This is a genomic window from Streptomyces sp. NPDC057877, from assembly GCF_042796855.1.
Classification (GTDB): Bacteria; Actinomycetota; Actinomycetes; order Streptomycetales; family Streptomycetaceae; genus Streptomyces.
In genome coordinates this window covers 297,110-316,276 of sequence record NZ_JBHVMS010000009.1, presented here as the reverse complement: position 1 = coordinate 316,276, position 19,167 = coordinate 297,110, and the positions used below count along the sequence as shown (strand labels likewise).

The window sequence follows — 19,167 nt, the reverse complement described above, 5'->3', positions numbered from 1 at the left end:
GCAGGGGGGTCGCAGATACGGCGGTCGCAGGCAGGGGGGTCGATGATACGGCCGTCACAGGCAGGGGGGTCGACGATACGGCGGTCACAGGCAGGGGGGTCGACGATACGGCGGTCAAGGACACGGTGGCCCCAGACGGGGCGGTCACAGACGTGGTCGTCACCGGTCTCGGCGTGACCGCCCCCACCGGACTGACCGTCGAGGAGTACTGGACCGCCACCCTCGCGGGCACCCCCGGCATCGGCCCGCTCACCGCCTACGACGCCACCCGGTACCCGGCCCGGCTGGCCGGGCTGATCACCGGCTTCGACGCCCGGGACCACCTCCCCGGACGGCTGCTGCCGCAGACCGACCGCGTCACCCGGCTCGCCCTCGTCGCCGCCGCCCAGGCCCTCGACGACGCCCGCGCCGACATCGCCGGACGCGGCGACCACGCCTGCGGGGTGATCACCTCCAACGCCACCGGCGGCTTCGAGTTCTCCCACCGCGAGATGCGGCGGCTGTGGACGCTCGGGCCCGACCACGTCAGCGTCTACCAGTGCTTCGCCTGGTTCTACGCCGTCAACACCGGCCAGATCTCCATCCGGCACGGCATGCGCGGCCCCGGCGGCGTCCTCGTCACCGAGCAGGCCGGAGGCCTGGACGCCATCGGAGCCGCCCGCCGCGCGATCCTGGGCGGACGCGGCCGACTGATGCTCACCGGAGGCGTCGAGTCCTCCTTCGACCCCTGGGGCTGGGTCTCCCACCTCGCCTCCGGCACCGTCAGCACGCGCACCGACCCCACCACCGCCTACCTGCCCTTCGACCGGCGGGCCCACGGCCAGGTGCCCGGCGAAGGCGGCGCCCTGCTCGTCCTGGAGGACGCGGCCTCGGCCCGCCGCCACCCCTACGGCAGGATCACCGGCTACGCGGCGACCTTCGACCCCGCACCCGGCACCGACCGGCCCCCCGGCCTGCGGCGCGCCATCGCACTCGCCCTCACCGACGCGGGACTCGACCCGGACGCCGTCGACCTGGTCGTGGCGGACGCAGCGGGCGTCCCCGAACTCGACGCCCAGGAAGCCGACGCGCTGTGCGCCGTCTTCGGCCCCTACGGCGTCCCCGTCTGCGCCCCCAAGACCATGACCGGACGGCTGATGGCCGGGGCCGGACCGCTGGACGTGGTCTGCGCCCTGCTCGCCCTGCGCGACCAGGTCGTCCCGCCCACCGTCCATGTCACCGAACCCGTCGACGACCACCGGCTCGACCTCGTCCGCGACCGGCCGCGCCGCTGCCCGCTGGCCACCGCCCTCGTCGTCTCCCGGGGAGCGGGCGGCTTCAACTCCGCCCTGGTCGTCGAGCGGACGCCCTGAACGAACACCCGACCGGAAGGGACCGACCCGGCATGCTCACCCTCGACCAGTTCCTGGAGATCCTCGCCGAGTGCTCCGGTGACGAACAGACCGCCGCCCGGGGCGAGGCCCTCCTCGACCGCGAGTTCGACGCCCTCGGCTATGACTCGCTGGTCCTGCTGGAGACCTCCGCCCAGCTCAAGCACCGCCACCGCATCGACATCCCCGAGGACGTCATCCGCGACCTGAAGACCCCGCGCGCCGTCCTGGAGTACGTCAACACGCCCGCCGCCCATGACTGAACGCACCGGGCCGACGGGCGCCCCCGCCGTCCGCCGTATCGCCCTCACCTTCCCGGGCCAGGGCGCCCAGCACCCCCGCATGGCCGCGGGCCTCTACGGCGTCTCCCGGACCTTCACCGCCACCATGGACCTCGCCTTCGACACCCTGCCCGGCGGGCGGTCCCTGCGGACCGCGTGGCTGGCGGACCGGCCGCCCGCCGACTACGACGACGTCGCCCGCGCCCAGCCGCTGCTGTACGCGGTCGACTGCGCCCTGGGCGCCATGATCACGGAGGCGGGGGTGCGGCCCGACGCGCTGCTCGGCCACAGCGTGGGCGAACTCGCCGCCGCCACCCTCGCCGGGGTGCTCGCCTTCCACGACGGGCTGCGCTACCTGTCCGAGTACGTCGAGGTCTACCGGCACGCGCCCCCCGGCGGCATGCTCGCCGTGGCCGCCGGACCTGGCGAGGTGGCCGCCCACCTGGAGCCGGGCGTGGTCATCGGCGCCCTCAACGCGCCCCGCCAACTGCTGCTGTCCGCCGAGGAGACGGCGCTCACCCGGGCGGAGACGGCCCTGCGCCGCGCCGGGATCACCTGCGCCCGGGTCCGCGCCCGGCAGCCCTTCCACCATCCGGTGATGCGGGACGTGGCCGCCGCCCACGCCGACATCCTGACCCGCCCGCCCCTCAAGCCGCCGCACACCACCGTCCACTCCGCCTGCACCGGCCAGGAACTCGACGACGACACCGCCACCGACTGGGCCTTCTGGCTCGCCCAGCCCGCCGAACCCGTCCTCTACGGCCCCGCCCTGCACCACCTGCTCAACAGCGGCCCCCACCTGCTGATCGAGGCCGGTCCGGGACAGAGCCTGACCGCACTGGCCCGGCGCACCCCCCAGGTCGCCCGGGGCGACTCGGCGGCCGTCGCCCTGCTCCCGGCCCGCGCGGGCACCCCGGACGCCGACGTGGCCGCCGTCCGGGCCGCCCTCAACCGGATCGTCGCCCTGCACGGCGTCTTCCCGGCCCCGGTACCCGATTTCTGACTTGCCGTCACGCGCCGCAGAAAGGGACAAGCATGCGGTTCCCCCAGCTCGACCCGTCCGACCTCGCCGCCTTCCGAGCCGTGTTCCGGGGCGAGCTGATCTGGCCCAGCGACCCCGACTACGACGAGGCCCGCCGGATCTGGAACGGCACCATCGACCGGCACCCCGCCCTGATCGCCCGCTGCACCGGCACCACGGACGTGGCCGCCGCGGTCAACTTCGCCCGCGCGAGCGGGCTGTCGGTGGCCGTGCGCGGCGGGGGCCACAGCATGGCCGGGCACTCCGTGTGCGACGACGGCATCGTCATCGACCTCTCCCCGATGAACGCCGTCACCGTCAGCCGCCGCCACCGGCGCGCCCGGGCCCAGGGCGGCTGTCTGCTCGGCGCGTTCGACACGGCCACCCAGGCGCACATGCTCGCCACCCCCGCGGGCGTCGTCTCCCACACCGGGCTGGGCGGCCTCGTCCTGGGCGGCGGCTTCGGCTGGCTGAGCCGCAGGTACGGGCTGTCCGTCGACAACCTCACCGCCGTACGGATCGTCACCGCGGACGGCGCCGTCCGCACCGCCAGCGACACCGAACACCCCGACCTGTTCTGGGCGGTGCGCGGCGGTGGCGGCAACTTCGGTGTCGTCACCGAGTTCGAACTCACCCTGCACCGGGTCGGCCCGGTCCGCTTCGCCGCCGCCTACTACACCCTGGACGAGGGCCCGCGGGTCCTGCGGGCCTGGCGCGACCACATGACCACCGCCCCCGACGAGTTGACCTGGGCGCTGTACCTGCGCCTGGCGCCCCCGCTGCCCGAACTGCCCGCCGAACTGCACGGCAAGCCGACGGTCTGCGCCATGAGCTGCTGGATCGGCAGCCCGCACGACGGCGACCGGCAGCTGGACGCCGTCCTGCACGTCGGCAAGCCCCACGGCCTGACCAAGATGACCCTGCCCTACCGCGCCCTCCAGGCGTACTCCTTCCCGGGCGCCGTGGTCCCCGACCGGATCTACACCAAGACCGGCTACCTGACCGAGCCGGACGACGACACCCTCGACACGGCCCTGACCCACGCCACCCGCATCACCTCGCCCTTCACCCAGCTCGAACTGCTCTGCCTGGGCGGAGCCGTCTCCCGTGTCCCCGACGACGCCACCGCCTACCCCAACCGCCACACCCCCTTCGTGGTCAACCTGGCGTCGGCCTGGACCGACCCCACCGAGGACGCCCACCACACCGCCTGGGCCCGCGACGGCCACCGCGCGCTGTCCCCCCGGCTCACCGGTGGCTACGTCAACTTCATGAACCCCGGCGAGGGCGACCGCACCGAGGACTCGTACGGGCCCAAGTACGCGCGCCTACGGGCCATCAAGGCCGAGTACGACCCGGCCAACCTCTTCCGCCTCAACCAGAACATCCCCCCGGCATGACATCGGCCGGGCGTTGGCCAGTCCCCGTCTTCCCCGTCAGTCCCCGTAAGCCCCCGTCAGCCCCCGTCACGCAGTCCCCACGGCGAGCCGTACGCGCCGAGCAGGTCGAGGAAGGGGCGCGGCGGCAGGGCCTCCGGCCCGAGGACGCCCGCGCCGGACCAGGCGCCGGTGGCCAGCAGTTCCAGGGCGACGACCGGGTTGACGGCCGTCTGCCAGACGACGGCCTGGGAGCCGTACTCGCGCATCGACCACTGGTTGTCGACCACGTGGTACAGGTACACCTCGCGCGGCGCCCCGTCCTTGGTGCCCCTGACCCAGGTACCGGCGCAGGTCTTGCCCGTCATCCGGTCACCGAGCCGGGCCGGGTCGGGCAGACAGGCGGCGACCACGTCCCGCGGGGACACCCGCACCGGTCCGTCCTCGCCGGGCACGGTCACCGGGGTGGTGGAGTCCAGGCCCAGTGCGTGGAGCGTCTTCAGCTTGCCGATGAAGTCGGCGCCGAGCCCGTACTTGAAGGTGACCCGGCGGGCGTCCACCCAGCGGGGGATCAGCAGCACCTCCTCGTGCTCGACGTTGACGCACTCCACCGGGCCGATGCCCTCGGGGAAGTCGAAGACCTCGGGCTCGCTGAACAGCGCCGTGGTGAACCAGCCGCGGTCCTTCTCGTAGACCACCGGAGGGTTCAGGCACTCCTCGATGGTGGTCCAGATGCTGAAGGACGGCGCGAAGTCATAGCCCTCCACCGTCAGGTCGGCGCCGTCACGGACGCCGATCTCCTCGATGTCGTCGAAGAGTTCGTCGGCCGCGTACCGGGCGAAGACGTCGGACAGCCCCGGCTCCACCCCCATCCCGACCAGCGCCAGCCGACCGGCCTCCTCCCAGCGCCGCGCCAGCGCGAACTGCTCGTCCCCGAGCTTCACCCCGCACTCCTCGTACGGGCGTGAGGCGTGCGGCGCGGACAGCGACATCGCCATGTCGAGGTAGTGCGCCCCGGCCTCCAGCGCCGCGCGGAACAACGGCATCACGAACCGGGGGTCGGTGGCGTTGAGCAGCACGTCACAGCGCTCCTCGACGAGCACCGCCCGCACCGCGTCCTGGTCCGAGGCGTCCAGCCGCCGCGCGCTGAACCGACCGCCCCGCTCCCCGAGTCCCGCGAGCGCGGCCTCGGCGCGGGCGAGGTCGTAGTCGGCGATGACCATGTGGGTCAGGAAGTCACGGCGAGCGGCGATCCGGGTGACGGCCGTGCCGACACCGCCCGCGCCCACGAGCAGGACTCGCATGTCACACACCTTTCTGCCGGGAGGCGGGCGCCTCCGGGTGGATCGATGCAACAAGACGCGGGGATGTAAGGTCAACTGCGTTGGCATAAGGCGAAGGACCCTCACCGGGGCCGTGGAGGAGGCGACCGGCATGGCGAAGCAAGTGGTGCCGGAGCCCGCCCGCCGCCGACGCCGCCCCACCCGCAACGGCACCGTGCTCACCGAGGAGATCATCGTGGCCGCCGCCCTCCGCGTCCTGCGCGAGCACGGCAGCACCGGGCTGACCGCCCGCCGCCTGGGCACGGCCCTGGGCGCCGACCCGAGCACCCTCTACCGCTACTTCGCCGGAATGGACGACCTGACCCGCGCCATCGGCGACGAGCTGATGGGCCGGGCCCTCGCCGACTGGACGGCCACCGGGGACTGGCGCACGGATCTGCGTGCCCTCGGCCGCGCCATCCACGCCGCCTACCTCGCCCACCCGCAGGCGGCCGTCCTCACCGCCAGCCGGGTCACCGGCCGCCCGCGGGAGATCGCGGTGGACGAGATCATCCTCGGCATCCTGCGCGGAGCCGGGCTGCCCGACCCGGTGGCGGTCCGGGTCTACCACGCGTTCATCGACCAGAGCCTGGCCTTCGCCGCGCTCGACGCCGGGTCCCTCACGCTGGCGAACGAGGCGCGGGCTCGGGACGAGGACATGTGGGAGTCCACGTACGCCCGTCTGCCCGCCGACTCGCACCCGAACATCGCCGCCACGGCCCACCTGCTGGCCCGGCGGATGCCGCACAGCGCCTACCCGGCGGCACTGGAGATGCTGCTGGAGTACACCGCCGCGCAACTGCCCCCGTCCGGCAGTTGCCCCGTGCAGGGATCTTGACCCTCTCCGGGTACCGGGTTTAGCGTTCCGTCACTTGAGATCGATTGAAACGATTCAATCCCTTCATCGCCGATCTCCACGACGACACCTCCTGGGGCACACCCATGCACGAAGACCTCTCGCAGCGCCGCGGGACGACCCGCCGTACCGTCCTCGCCGCCGGACTGTCCGCCGGGGCCGCCACAGTGCTGCTCTCCGCGTCCCCCGGCGCCCTCGCGGCCCCCGCGGTCACCGCGCACGGCCCGGCGGCCGACTGGTTCGCCAACCCGCCGCGGGCCGTGCGCCCCAAGTTCCGCTGGTGGTGGCCGGACGGCCTGGTGGACCCGGACGAGATCGCCCGTGAGATCGACCAGATCGCCGACGCGGGCTTCGGCGGCGTGGAGGTCGCCGCCGTCCACCACAGCATCCGCGACAAGTCGGTCCTGGACCCCGAGGGCCACGGCTGGGGCAGCCGCCCCTGGCGCGACGGCGTCGAGGCCGCCCTGCGCCGGGCCGCCAGACGCGGCGTCACCGTCGACCTCACGCTCGGCCCGAGCTGGCCCGTCGCGGTCCCCGGAGTCACCCCCGACGACGAGGCGGCGGCCCAGGAACTGATGTACGGCCGCACCACGGTCGCCCCCGGCGCCACCTACGACGGCCCCGTACCGCCCCCCGCGCACGCCCCCGCCCCCGGCGTCACCCGGCAGCGGCTCCTCGCCGTCCAGGCCGTCCGCGTCGACCCCGCCCACTCCACCCGCAAGGAGACCGGCCTCGACCCCGCCAGCGTCCGCGACCTCACGGACACCGTCACGGACGGCGCCCTGACCTGGACGGCTCCCGCGGAGGGCGACTGGATCCTCCTCGCCTACTGGCGGCGCGGCTCGGGACAGCAGCCCGAGTCCGGCCCGCACTCCTCGCCCGCCGCCCACGTCGTCGACCACCTCAGCCCCACCGGCACCACCGCCGTCACCCGGTACTGGGAGCGGGAGTTGCTCACCCGCGAGCTGCGACAGCTCCTCAGGGCGGCGGGCGGCGCCTTCTTCGAGGACTCGGTCGAGCTGGAGACCGACGGCCTGAACTGGACCCCGCTGCTCCCCGAGGCGTTCGAGAAGCGCACCGGACGCCCCCTGCTGCCGTACCTGCCGGTCCTCGTGCTCGACAACAGCAACCAGGTCTTCGCCTACGAGGCCCAGCTGACCCGGCAGATCCGCAAGGACTTCTGGGACACCGTCTCCGACCTCTTCAACCGCCACCACATCCGCGCCCTGCGCGACTGGTCACACTCCCTGGGCATGGACCTGCGCTCCCAGCCCTACGGCCTCCAGACCGACTCCATCGCCTCCGCCGCCCTGCTGGACATCCCCGAGGGCGAGTCCCTCGGCTTCAAGAACCTCGACGACTACCGCTGCCTCGCGGGCGGCCGGGACATGGCGGGCAACACCGTGCTGTCCTGCGAGGCGGGCGCCTACAACGGCTCGGCGTACAGCACGACCTGGGACCGCTTCCTGCGCACCATGGGCGGCGCCTACGCGGCGGGCGTCAACCAGACCGTCGTCCACGGCTTCTCCTACGCCACCGCCCCGGGCGTGGCCTGGCCCGGCTTCGCCGCCTTCAGCCCGTACAACGGCGCCTCCGGCTACGGCGAGTCCTGGGGACCCCGCCAGCCCACCTGGGACCACCTGCCGGACATCGCCGGGTACCTGGGCCGCGTGCACCACGTGCTCCAGACCGGCACCGCCCGCGCCGACGTCGCCGTCTTCCGGCAGACCGGCTACAGCGCGACCGGCATCGGCGCCTCCTGGTTCACCTCGACCGGCATCCCCCTCGGCTGGACCCACCAGTTCCTCAGCGGCCCCCTGCTCGACCTGCCCAGCGCGACCGTCTCCCAGGGCCGCCTGGCACCCGAAGGGCCCGCCTACAAGGCCCTGTTCGTCGAGGGCGACTTCTTCTACGGCTCCACCCCCACGCTCGCCCTCGCCGACGCCCGCAGGATCCTCGCGCTCGCCGAGGCCGGACTGCCCGTCGTCATGCTGGGCGCGTTCGACCAGGCCCTCACGCCGGGCGTGCCCGGGGCGGGCGACACGGACCGGCTGCGCACCCTCCTCGCCCGGCTGCTCGCCCTGCCGCACGTCGAGCACATCACCGAGAAGACCGCGGTCGGCGACGCCCTGGTCCGCCTCGGCATCACCCCGGACGTACGGCACGCCACCGCGTCCACGCTCCTCAACGCCCACCGCGCCACCGACGAGGCCGACTTCTACTACTTCTGCAACGGCAAGCACGCCGAGACCGTCAAGCCGCCGGTCGCGGCCATCGACCACGACGTCACCCTGCGCCGCACCCACCGCGGCGCGACCGTCCCGTACCTGCTCGACCCGTGGACGGGGGAGGCCGTCCGCATCGCCCAGTACACCCGCGACGGCGACGACTTCACCGTGCGCGTCGCCCTGCGGCCGGGACAGGCGACGATCGTCGCCCTCGGTCGGCCCGGACTGTTCGGCGACCGCCACGGCGCCCGGCCGCACGCCGTGGCCACCGACGCCGACCAGGTGCTGTTCACCCGGCGGGGCCTGACCCTGCGCGCCACCACCGGAGGCACCCGCACGACCCGCCTGTCCCAGGGACGTACGGTCACCACCACCGTCCCGCCGGTGCCCGCGGCGATCACCCCGGCCCGCTGGGAGCTGGAGGTCGAGGACTGGCAGCCCGGCGCGACCGCCACCCGCACCGAGCGGACCCGGCGCACCCTGACCCTGGACACCCTGCTGCCCTGGTCCCGTGTCCCCGAACTCGCGGACACGGCAGGCGTCGGCCGCTACCGCACGACCGTCCACCTGCCGTCCGACTGGGACTCCTCCCACGGCGCCCTGCTGGAACTCGGCCAGGTCAGCGACACCTGCCGGGTCACCGTCAACGGCACCCGGATGGCACCCGTCGACCGCATCCACCCCGTCGTCGACCTCGGCTCCGCGCTCCGGCGCGGCGCGAACGTCATCGAGGTGGAGGTGGCCACCCCGCTGATCAACCGGCTCCGGGTCGCCCAGCCCGCGGTCTTCGGCGCGGTCGCCCTGCAGGACCACGGTCTGGTGGGTCCGGTGCGGCTGGTGCCGTACTGGGAGACCACCCTGGACTGACCCGGACGGCACGGCGGCGGGCGCGGGACACGACCCCCGCGCCCGCCGTGGGCCTATCGGTCCCGGTCACCAAGGACACGGGCGGCGAGGGCGGTCCCACCCGCGACCACGACCACCCCGCCGAGCACCAGCGCGAACAGCGTCCCGGCGCCCGGCAGGTCGTCGCCCTTCCCGGTGGCCAGCGCGATGAGGCAGACGACGAGGACGCCGAAGACCGTCACCCGGACCACCGTGGACACGCATCCCATCGCGCCCGTGACCGACCGCTCCATCCGCTGCCCCGCCGCGGACCTCTCCCGCCCGGCCCTGACGGCGTCGGGCTGCCCGGTCCAGTCCTCGCCACGCCGCCGCTCCCACAACTCACGCAGGACGCGCGCTTCTTGGGGCACCGACAGCGTGCGGCTGCTGGTGAACTCGGCGAGCGCGATCCGGCGGCCGTGGCGGGTGTAGAGCACGACGCAGTCGACGGTCTTGATCGTCTCGCCGACCGGGAAGGAGTTCTCCTCGATCTCGATGGCGACGATGTCCCGCCAGGCCGTGCGCACCGTCCCGGCGTCATGGACGGTGATGCCGTCCTGGTCGACGACGGTGCCGCTGCTAAGGAACGACACCATTCCGGCCAGGCACAGGGCCGCGAACGCGGTGAACGGGAGCGCGACGACGAAGGGCGCCTTCGCCACCCTCAGCAGCAGCACGGCGAACGTCGCCAGCGCCCCGGCGACCACGAGGAGCACGGCGGCGACGAGGACCTTCGTCACCAGCGATCCGCGGTACCTGCGCACCCGGAACCCGCCGACCTCCGCGCCGGTCATCCCACCCCCTGTCGTGGCCAAGGCATCCGAATCCAGAGGCTCCGGGCCCGAGTCAGAAGGGTTCAGGCGGACCCCGCGGCGGCGTCGGGGCTCACATGCAGTCCCGCCAGCCGCAGGATGCCCTCGTCCTGCCGGACGACGACGAGGGTGAACCGGAAGGCGCCGCTCGCGTCGGCGCCGCCGTTGACGCTCCGCTGGGTCTGGGCCGCGACCACCACGGCCGTGGGTCCGTAGCGGCGGACGCGCAGATCGCGCAGCGCGAACGACGAGTTGCGGACCGCTCCCGAGCTGTACCGGGCGATCCACTGGGCGCGGTCACGGAGGAAACCGTGCGGACCCACGCCCAGGAAGTCGTCGGCGAGCAGCCGGTCCAGCGCCGCCGGGTCGCCGTCCTCCTCGGCCCGGCGCCACTTTTCGACGAAGTCCGTGACCGTCTCGCTCATCGCGGCTGCCCGCCGAGCAGATCGGCGGCCAGCCGCTCGATGTACGGGGTCAGCGGCTCGTCCCGGTCCAGGAACGGCACGACGGCACGGGTGTCCTCGTACAGGGGACGGGTGAAGGACGACAGCTTCTCCGGGCCCCGGATGTCGACGGCCTGGCAGGCGCACATCAGCTCGAAGGCGACCACGTAGGCGGTGTTGGTGAGCACCTCCCTGGCCCGGCGGGCGGCGACGAACCCGAAGGAGACGATGTCCTGGAAGTCCCCCGTGGTGGACAGGGACTGCACGGACATCGGCACGGTCAGGGTGCGGTTCTCCGCGGTCACCGAGGCGGTCATGAACTGACCGCCCATCAGGCCCAGGCGCAGTCCCGGGTCCTCCCGGCACAGGAAGGCGGGCAGCCCGTTGCTGTTGCTCTTGTCCAGGAAGCGGTCCACGCGCCGGTTGGCGAGGTTGGTCAGGGTGGCCAGGGCGAGCGTCAGATGGTCCATGGCCATGGCGACGTACTGGCCGTGGAAGTGACCGTTGTGGAACACCTCGGTCTCCTCCGGCAGCACGATCGGGTTGTCGTTGGAGGAGTTCAGCTCGTCCGTGAGGGTCCGCCCGATGCCCTCCAGGGCATCGACCACGGGTCCCAGGATCTGGGGTGTGCAGCGGATGGAGTAGGCGTCCTCGATGGCCAGGGAGCCCGCCCTGGCGTGCGTGTCCATCGCCGAGCCCAGCTCGGCGGCGAGGGTCCGCTCGGTGTCGAGTTCGCTGACCGCGAGCCGTGAGTCGGCCAGCCCCTCCCACAGCCGTCCGGCCACCGCGCGCTGGCCGCGGTGCGGCTTGACCGCGTGCACGCGCGGGTCGAACGGCTTGGTCATCCCGGCCAGGCCCTCCACGGACAGCGCGGAGACCTGCTCGTACCGGCGCGTCAGGCGGCTCGCGGCGCGGTGGACCAGGCCGCCCAGACCGACCATGCCGGACGTGCCGTTGATCAGCGCGAGGCCGTCCTTGTAGCTCAGCTCCATCGGCTCGATCCCGGCCCCCGCGAGCGCCTGCGCACCGGGCACGGTCCGCCCACACCACCGGGCCTGCCACCGGCCCGCGCACACCAGGGCGATCGCCGCCAGCGGCCCCAGGTCGCCGCTGGTGCCCAGCGAGCCCTTCTCCGGCACACACGGCACGATCCCGGCGTTCAGCACGTCGACCAGCTTGTCCAGGTTCGCCGGGGTGATCGCGGAGTTGCCCCGGGCGAGCGAGACGACACGGGCGAGCATGACGGCCCGTACGGTGTCGTCGTCGAGGTACGGCCCCACATTGGTGGCCACCGCGCTGATCAGGTTCTCCTGGAGCCGCCGGGCCTGGGAGACCGGGACGAGGTGGTCGACGAAGCCGCCCATGCTCGTGTTGACGCCGTAGATGACCCGCTCCTCGCGCACGAACTTCTCCAGGACGTCACGGGAGGCGCGGACCCGGGCCCGGACCGGTTCGGACAGCTCCACCGGGGTGTGCTGCCGGGCGACTTGTTCGAGCCGGTCGAGTGAGACCGGTGTGCCGAGTTCGATGACGAAGGACATGGAGTTCCCTTTGCGGCCGGACGGTCGTGGGGGGCCTCCCGGGCGGCACGGGCTCCCGCCGCGAAGCCGCTCCCACCCAAGCGCCCCGCGCTCCACGCCTGAGCAACGCCGCCTTGAGCCCGGCCCCATTGCGGCGTGTGGCCGTACGACGTCGTCGCCATGGGGGCTATGGCCGTACGACGTCGTCGCCATCGGGGCGTGTGCCCGTAAGACGTCCTCGCCACCGGGGCGTGTGCCCGTACGACGCCTTCGCCACCGGGGCCTGTGCCCGTACGGCGCCCCCTCAGTCCGGCGCGATCACCGCGCCGGTGCCCGCGTCGGTCACGGTGATGGCCTCCACCGGGCAGCACAGCGCGGCGTCCCGGGCCGTCTCGTCGGCGGTGAAGACCTCCGCGCACGGCTCGGCCCGCCCGTCGGCGGCCAGCCGGAAGTGCGGGGAGAGGCCCACGCACGCGCCCGACCCGACGCACCGGGTCCGGTCCACGGCCAGCCGCCAGCGGTTCCCGCTCACCCGTCCTCCCTCACCAGCGCACCGGCAGCGTCCGGGGCCCGCGCACCTGCATGCCCGTACGCCACTCGACATCCGACTCACCGACCGCCAGCCGCAGGCGCGGAAAGCGGTCGAGCAGCGCGCCCAGCGCCACCCCCACCTCCATCCGCGCCAGTTGCGCCCCCAGGCAGTGGTGCACACCGTGCCCGAACGCGAGGTGCGGGTTGGGGTGGCGGGCCACGTCCAGCCGGTCGGGGGCGGAGAACACCGCGGGATCCCGGTTGGCCGCCGCGGTCGGCGCGAACACCGTCTCCCCGGGCCGGATCCGTACGCCGCCCAGCTCCACCTCCTCGGTGGCGACCCGCGCGCGGAACCCGCCCGAGCCCAGCGGGACGAACCGCAGCAGCTCCTCCACCGCGGCGGGCACCAGCTCCGGCCGTGCGCGCAACCGGGCCATGTCATCGGGCCGTTGGAGCAGGAGCCAGGCGCAGTCGGCGATCTGGCTCGCCGTGGTCTCATGGCCCGCGATGAGCAGGTCACGGGCGAGCAGCACCACCTCCGCCACCGTCAGGGGGCTCTCCCGCACCAGCGTGCCGAGCAGGTCGTCGGTCGGTTCGCGGCGCCGGAGCGCGGCCAGCGCGGTGAAGTAGTCCGCCATGGCCCGCGCGGCTGACGCGGTCTCGGCCGGGGTGCACGCCGTGGTGGACAGCAGCGTGTCGGACCAGCCCCGTAACCGGTCGCGGTCCTCGGTGGGGACGCCGAGCAGATCGCAGATCACGGTGACGGGCAGGGGCAGCGCGAACGACGCGACCAGATCGGCGGGCGGCCCCGCGTCGGCCATGGCCGCCAGCAGCTCCCCGGCGACGCGCCCCGCGGCGGGCCGCAGTTCGTCCACCCGGCGCATGGTGAAGACCCCGGCGACCGTCCGGCGCAGCCGGGTGTGCGCGGGCGGGTCGAGTGACATCAGCAGGCCCTCACCGGCCGGGTCCGGCTGGATCCGCGGGGCGTCGGGGTGCTGGGTGGCCGCCCGGGAGAAGCGGGGATCGCCGAGCACCGTGCGGATGTCCGCGTACCGCGTGACGAGCCACGCCTCGCCGCCGTGCGGGAGCCGGACCCGGCTGACGGGCTCCCGGTCGCGCAACTCGGCGAAGAGGGGCTCCAGTCCCAGCTGACGCGGGGCCGGGAACGGGAAGTCCCGCACCGGCCGCGCGTCGGCGGTCATCGGGCACCCTCCGCGCTCCGGTCGTCGAACAGGCGGGCCAGGTGATATCCCATCACCTCGCGCGCCTCGGCCGCCGACCGCTGGCCGACCAGGACGCTCATGCCGACGCCGTGGCTGAGGCTCAGCAGCCGCGCCGCCTCGGCGGAGACGTCGACGCGGGCTGGGATCTCGCCCACCGTCTGCGCCTTGGCGAGGATCTCGGTGAGCTGCCGCTCCAGCCGGTTGGGACCCTCGACGAAGGGCTGCTCGGCCAGCTCGGGATCGGTCATCGCCAGCACGGCGTACGACGTCCACACCAGCCGGAAGGTGTGGCTCGCCTCGTCCAGCGGCAGGGCCTCCGCCACGAACGCCTCCAGGCAGGACCGCGCCGACTCCGGCTCGTCGAGGGCCGCGAGCCGGGCCGCCCACCGCTCCTGGCTGCGCTGCTCGAGATGGCGCAGCGCGGCGTGCATCAGCTGCGCCTTGGTGTCGAAGTAGTACTGCACCAGGTTCAGCGACATGCCCGCCTCGGCGGCCACGGCGCGCATCGTCACCGCGTGCAGCCCGTCCCGGGCGGCCACTCTCACCAGGGCGTCCGCGATGTGCGCCCGGCGCTGTGCGTGGTCTACGCGTTTCGGCACCGTGACCCCTTTCCCTGTCGGCTCGTTTTTCATGGTACCGCTGTACGATGAAAACGTCCGCGACGCGGAGAAACCGCCGCGACGATGGGGGAAGAGACATGGGACACGACGACATCCGTGCCACGGGTGGTCCACCGGACACCGGCCGCGCGGCCCCGCGCCGGACGGCCCTGCTCTGGCTGGCCTGCGCCGCGCAGTTCATGGTCGTCCTGGATGTGTCGGTGGTGAACGTGGCGCTGCCGTCCATCCAGTCGGCCCTCGCCTTCGACGACGCGGGCCTGCAGTGGGTGGTGAACGGCTACGCCCTGGTCTTCGCCGGGTTTCTGCTGCTCGGTGGCCGTCTCGCCGACCTGTACGGACGCAGGCGGGTCTTCCTGTGGGGTCTCGTGCTGTTCTCCCTCTCCAGCCTGGTCGGCGGACTGGCCACCGGCCCGGGGCTGCTGGTCGCCATGCGCGCGGTGCAGGGCCTGGGCGCCGCCGCGCTGGCCCCGGCCACCCTGACCGTCCTGACCACCGCCTTCGCCGAGGGGCCCGAGCGCACCAGGGCGCTGGCCGTGTGGACCGCGGTCAGCTCGGCCGGGGGCGCCGCGGGCAATCTGATCGGCGGCGTGCTCACCGACGCCCTGTCCTGGCGGTGGATCCTGCTGATCAACGTCCCCGTCGGCGCCGTGGCGGTCCTGGCCGCCCCGCGCCTGCTGCCCGCCGACCGCCCCGGCGCCGGGCCGCGCCGCCTCGACGTGCCCGGCGCGGTGCTGGCGACGCTCGGCGTCACCGCGCTGGTGTGGGGCGTCGGGGAGGCCGCCACCCGGGGCTGGAGCGGGCCGACCACCCTGACCGGCCTGGCCGTCGGCGTGCTGGCGCTGGCCGCGTTCGCCGTGACGGAGGTGCGGTACGCCGCCGCCCCGCTGATGCCGCCGAGCCTGGTGCGGCTGCGGCCCGTCTTCGTGGGCAACGTCGTGATGCTGCTGGCCGGGGCCTGCTTCATCCCGATGTGGTACTTCCTGTCGCTCTACATGCAGGACGTCCTCGACTACGGGGCGCTGGCCTGCGGTATCGGCTTCCTGCCGCACACCCTGGTCGGCATCGCCGCCGCCCGGTCCGCGCCCGTCGTCATGCGGCGCGTCGGCGCCCGCGCCCTGATCGTGGCCAGCGCGCTGCTCGCGGCGGCCGGTTTCCTGTGGCAGAGCCGCCTCGGCGCGGGCAGCGGCTATCTGGACGGCCTGCTCGGGCCCGCGATCGTGATGTCCGCGGGCATGGGGCTGCTGATCACACCCATCACCACCACCGTCACCTCGGGCGTCGGCGAACGGGAGGCGGGCGCGGCCTCCGGCCTGATGAACACCACCCGGCAGTTGGGCGGCGTCGTCGGACTCGCCGCCCTGGTCACCCTCGCCACCGCCGCGGGCGGCCCCGGACTGTCGTACGACGCGGTGTTCCTCGCCGTCGCGGCCGTGTGCGCGGCCGTCGCCGTGATGGCCTGCGCACTGCCCGTGCCCCGTCCGGCGGCAGCGGTGGCGGAGGCGTCGCCGTCGGAGAGCCGGGCGGCGGGCTGACCCCCGGGTTTTTGCGGAACCGGCAAGAAGGTTCGCCGATCGGTGCCCGGCGGAGCGAGGCTGTGGGCCAGACGACCCGTGAACCCGATGTCTTCGAGGAGCAGCCGTGTCCGACACCCCTCTCACCGAGCCCGCCGCCGCGTTCTGGGAGGCCCGCTACCGCGACTCCGACCGGGTCTGGAGCGGTCGCCCCAATGAACTGCTCGTCCGCGAAGCGGCCGGTCTCCAGCCGGGCACGGCCCTCGACCTGGGCTGCGGCGAGGGCGGCGACGCGATCTGGCTGGCGTCGCGGGGCTGGCGGGTCACCGCCGTGGACATCTCCGCCACGGCGCTGGAGCGGGGCGCCGGGCACGCCGCCGAAGCGGGCGTCGCCGACCGTGTCACCTGGGAGCGGCACACCCTGGGGGAGACCTTCCCCGAAGGCCGCTTCGACCTGGTGAGCGCCCACTACCTCCAGTCGCCGGTACGGCTGGACCAGCGGGGCATCCTCCAGCGGGCCGCGGCGGCGGTCACCGAGGGCGGCACCCTGCTGGTCGTGATGCACGCAGCCTGGCCCTCCTGGCAGACCGAGCCGCCCTTCGAGGCGGAGTTCCCCACCCTGGACGGCGTCCTCGCCGGACTCGACCTGCCCGAGGACCAGTGGAGCACCGACACCGCGGAGACGGTCCGCAGGTCCAGCACCTCCCCGGACGGCGTGGCAGGTCACCGCGACGACAACGTGTGGCGGCTGCGCCGCACGGGTTCCTGACACGCGGTCGCGGCGCCCCGCTGTGGGGCGCCGCGACCGAGGGCGGCTCAGGTGGGACCGGGCTTGATCCGCCCCCGCCAGGCTCCGGACTCACTGCCGCGCTCCTCGATGTACTCCTTGAAGCGCCGCATGTCGCCCTTGATGCGCCGGTCGATGGTGCCGGTCATGGCGCCCATCTTGTCGACGGCCCCACTGGGCTCGATGTCCATCACCAGCTCCACGCGGGTGTGCGTGTCGTCGACCCGCTCGAAGCGGACCGAGCCCCTCTGCTGGGTGTCACCCGACGTGGTCCGCCAGGTGATCCGCTCGTCCGGCAACTGGTCGACGATCTCGGTGTCGAACTCCCGCCGTACCCCGCCGATCTTCGTGGTCCAGTGGTTGTGCTGGCTGTCGAGCTGCGTGACCTCCTCGACGCCCTCCATGAAGTTGGGGAACTCCTCGAACTGGGTCCACTGGTCGTAGGCGGTACGGACCGGGACTCCGACCTCCACCGATTCCCTGACAGTGCTCATCTGCGGCCTCCTCGCTGATCGACCGCGGCGGACCATCGGACCCGCCGCACGGATCTCGGCACGTGACAGCGGGTACCCGAGGAGCAGCGGCGCTCACCCTGCGGGACGCGGTGTGATCGCGGGCCGACGCCGCCCGGGTCACGATGGGCTCACCCCACGAAACAGGAGCCCCCACCATGACGGACGTATCGAGCCAGGGTCCCCCGCAGGGCGACGACCGCGAGGTCCTCACCAACCGGCAGGGCCACCCCGTCTACGACAACCAGAACCAGCGGACCGTGGGCGCCCGTGGCCCGGCGACCCTGGAGAACTACCAGTTCCTGGAGAAGATCAGCCACTTCGACCGCGAGCGCATCCCGGAGCGGGTGGTGCACGCGCGCGGGGTGACGGCGTACGGCTTCTTCGAGGCGTACGGCGCCTGGGGCGACGAGCCGATCGACCGCTACACCCGCGCCAAGCTGTTCCAGGAGCGGGGCAAGCGCACCGACCTCGCGATCCGCTTCTCCACCGTGATCGGCGGCCGGGACTCCTCCGAGGCCGCCCGCGACCCGCGCGGCTTCGCGGTGAAGTTCTACACCGAGGACGGCAACTGGGACCTGGTCGGCAACAACCTGGGGGTGTTCTTCATCCGGGACGCCATCAAGTTCCCGGACGTCATCCACGCCCTCAAGCCCGACCCGGTGACCTTCGAGCAGCAGCCGCGCCGGATCTTCGACTTCATGTCGCAGACGCCCGAGTCCATGCACATGCTGGTCAACCTGTTCAGCCCGCGCGGCATCCCCGCCGACTACCGCCATATGCAGGGCTTCGGCGTCAACACCTACAAGTGGGTCAACGCGACGGGGGAGACCAAGCTCGTCAAGTACCACTGGATGCCCAAGCAGGGCGTGCGCTCCCTGACCGAGGAGGACGCCGCCAACGTCCAGGCGCAGGGGCTCGGCCACGCCACCAAGGACCTGTACGAGGCGATCGGCCGCGGTGACTACCCGGAGTGGGAGCTGCTGGTCCAGATGATGGACGACCACGAGCACCCGGAGCTGGACTTCGATCCGCTGGACGACACCAAGACCTGGCCCGAGCAGGAGTTCCCGCCCAGGCCGGTCGGCCGGATGGTCCTCGACCGGATGCCGGAGAACTTCTTCGCGGAGAACGAGCAGATCTCCTTCGGCACCGGGGTGCTCGTCGACGGCCTGGACTTCTCCGACGACAAGATGCTGGTCGGCCGCACCTTCTCGTACAGCGACACCCAGCGCTACCGGGTCGGCCCGAACTACCTCCAGCTGCCGGTCAACCAGGGCAAGCACGCCGCGGTGCACACCAACCAGCGCGACGGGCAGATGACGTACCACATCGACGGCGGCGAGAAGGCGGACCCGATCGTCAACTACGAGCCGTCGATCCTCGGCGGCCTGCGCGAGGGCCACTACCCGACCCACGACGAGCAGGGCCCGGAGCTGAGCGGCCGTCTCACCCGCAAGCGCATCCCGCGCACCAACGACTACCAGCAGGCAGGGCAGCGCTATCTGCTGATGGAGCAGTGGGAGCGCGACGACCTGGTGCACAACTTCGTCACCCTGCTCGCCCAGTGCGACCGGCCGGTGCGGGAGCGGATGGTCTGGCACTTCCTGCTGGTGGAGAACGACCTCGGGCTGCGGGTCGGGGAAGGCCTCGGCATCAGCCCCGAGGACGTCGCCGATCTGGAGCCGCTGGCGAGCCAGGACCTGACCGACGAGGACCGCGAACGGCTCGCCAACCTCGGCAAGAACCCGCCGCGCGACGTCACGGGACTGACCATGACGCACTGCGTCCCCGACGAGCGGCACGTGGTCACCCGCTGACCAGGCACGAGCCCCCTGAGAGCACCGAGAACCGGAGGGTTAGCATATG

Annotated in this window: 17 protein-coding genes; 9 read left to right on the top strand and 8 right to left on the bottom strand. The window is 73.1% G+C overall.

Translation table 11 applies throughout. The features are described 5' to 3' along the window. Positions 1-125: 125 nt before the first annotated feature. From ACFVQG_RS28160 to ACFVQG_RS28145, 4 genes are read left to right on the top strand one after another with little or no spacing between them, the layout of a single operon-like run. A complete protein-coding gene (locus ACFVQG_RS28160) occupies positions 126-1,352 on the top strand; it encodes a ketosynthase chain-length factor (protein WP_383388633.1) in 1,227 nt (408 codons plus the stop codon). 32 nt (positions 1,353-1,384) lie between these two features. Next, positions 1,385-1,633 (top strand): acyl carrier protein, encoded by a 249-nt coding sequence (locus ACFVQG_RS28155; protein WP_383388632.1) that lies wholly within the window; start codon positions 1,385-1,387, stop codon positions 1,631-1,633. Further along, positions 1,626-2,654, top strand: a complete 1,029-nt coding sequence (locus ACFVQG_RS28150) for an acyltransferase domain-containing protein (protein ID WP_383388630.1) — start codon at positions 1,626-1,628, stop codon at positions 2,652-2,654. The genes ACFVQG_RS28155 and ACFVQG_RS28150 overlap by 8 nt, the downstream gene beginning before the upstream one ends. Before the next feature lie 32 nt (positions 2,655-2,686). Next, the gene (locus ACFVQG_RS28145) at positions 2,687-4,072 is read left to right on the top strand and encodes an FAD-binding oxidoreductase (RefSeq protein WP_383388628.1); all 1,386 of its coding nucleotides are present in this window, start codon (positions 2,687-2,689) and stop codon (positions 4,070-4,072) included. A 56-nt stretch (positions 4,073-4,128) separates the two neighbouring features. Here the strand turns inward: ACFVQG_RS28145 and ACFVQG_RS28140 are convergent, their stop codons facing one another. Next, on the bottom strand, positions 4,129-5,352 hold the full coding sequence (locus ACFVQG_RS28140; RefSeq protein ID WP_383388627.1) for a saccharopine dehydrogenase family protein: 1,224 nt from the start codon (positions 5,350-5,352) through the stop codon (positions 4,129-4,131). A gap of 130 nt (positions 5,353-5,482) precedes the next feature. Between ACFVQG_RS28140 and ACFVQG_RS28135 the strand changes: the two genes are divergently transcribed. Beyond that, positions 5,483-6,208, top strand: a complete 726-nt coding sequence (locus ACFVQG_RS28135) for a TetR/AcrR family transcriptional regulator (protein WP_383388626.1) — start codon at positions 5,483-5,485, stop codon at positions 6,206-6,208. A gap of 104 nt (positions 6,209-6,312) precedes the next feature. Next, complete coding sequence (locus ACFVQG_RS28130; RefSeq protein WP_383388624.1) at positions 6,313-9,321, top strand: glycosyl hydrolase; 3,009 nt, start codon at positions 6,313-6,315, stop codon at positions 9,319-9,321. Positions 9,322-9,374: 53 nt separating this feature from the next. On the opposite strand, the gene ACFVQG_RS28125 is transcribed toward ACFVQG_RS28130, so the two are convergent. The 6 genes from ACFVQG_RS28125 to ACFVQG_RS28100 all read right to left on the bottom strand — a co-directional run bounded on the left by ACFVQG_RS28125 (position 9,375) and on the right by ACFVQG_RS28100 (position 14,467). Beyond that, on the bottom strand, positions 9,375-10,133 hold the full coding sequence (locus tag ACFVQG_RS28125) for a hypothetical protein (RefSeq protein ID WP_383388622.1): 759 nt from the start codon (positions 10,131-10,133) through the stop codon (positions 9,375-9,377). Positions 10,134-10,195: 62 nt separating this feature from the next. Continuing rightward, positions 10,196-10,576 carry a nuclear transport factor 2 family protein gene (locus ACFVQG_RS28120; protein WP_383388620.1) on the bottom strand — a complete coding sequence of 127 codons (381 nt, stop codon included), beginning with the start codon at positions 10,574-10,576 and terminating at the stop codon, positions 10,196-10,198. After that, entirely contained in the window at positions 10,573-12,135 is a 1,563-nt protein-coding gene (locus ACFVQG_RS28115; RefSeq protein ID WP_383388618.1) for a phenylalanine aminomutase (D-beta-phenylalanine forming), read from the bottom strand. Before ACFVQG_RS28115 ends, ACFVQG_RS28120 begins: the two co-directional genes overlap by 4 nt. Before the next feature lie 283 nt (positions 12,136-12,418). Further along, the gene (locus ACFVQG_RS28110; RefSeq protein ID WP_383388616.1) at positions 12,419-12,646 is read right to left on the bottom strand and encodes a ferredoxin; all 228 of its coding nucleotides are present in this window, start codon (positions 12,644-12,646) and stop codon (positions 12,419-12,421) included. 10 nt (positions 12,647-12,656) lie between these two features. Further along, positions 12,657-13,847 carry a cytochrome P450 gene (locus tag ACFVQG_RS28105; protein ID WP_383388613.1) on the bottom strand — a complete coding sequence of 397 codons (1,191 nt, stop codon included), beginning with the start codon at positions 13,845-13,847 and terminating at the stop codon, positions 12,657-12,659. Beyond that, positions 13,844-14,467 (bottom strand): TetR/AcrR family transcriptional regulator, encoded by a 624-nt coding sequence (locus tag ACFVQG_RS28100; protein WP_383388609.1) that lies wholly within the window; start codon positions 14,465-14,467, stop codon positions 13,844-13,846. The genes ACFVQG_RS28105 and ACFVQG_RS28100 overlap by 4 nt, the downstream gene beginning before the upstream one ends. 98 nt (positions 14,468-14,565) lie before the next feature. Here ACFVQG_RS28100 and ACFVQG_RS28095 point away from each other — a divergent pair, with 98 nt between their 5' ends. Both ACFVQG_RS28095 and ACFVQG_RS28090 read left to right on the top strand, forming a co-directional pair. Then, a complete protein-coding gene (locus tag ACFVQG_RS28095; RefSeq protein ID WP_383388608.1) occupies positions 14,566-16,020 on the top strand; it encodes an MFS transporter in 1,455 nt (484 codons plus the stop codon). 106 nt (positions 16,021-16,126) lie between these two features. After that, positions 16,127-16,768, top strand: coding sequence for an SAM-dependent methyltransferase (locus ACFVQG_RS28090; RefSeq protein ID WP_383388606.1), 642 nt, complete (start codon positions 16,127-16,129; stop codon positions 16,766-16,768). 47 nt (positions 16,769-16,815) lie between these two features. Here ACFVQG_RS28090 and ACFVQG_RS28085 read toward each other — a convergent pair whose 3' ends face one another. Beyond that, on the bottom strand, positions 16,816-17,280 hold the full coding sequence (locus ACFVQG_RS28085; RefSeq protein WP_383388604.1) for an SRPBCC family protein: 465 nt from the start codon (positions 17,278-17,280) through the stop codon (positions 16,816-16,818). Positions 17,281-17,456: 176 nt separating this feature from the next. On the opposite strand from ACFVQG_RS28085, the gene ACFVQG_RS28080 reads away from it, so the two are divergent. Further along, positions 17,457-19,118, top strand: coding sequence for a catalase (locus ACFVQG_RS28080; RefSeq protein ID WP_383388602.1), 1,662 nt, complete (start codon positions 17,457-17,459; stop codon positions 19,116-19,118). Positions 19,119-19,167: the final 49 nt, after the last annotated feature.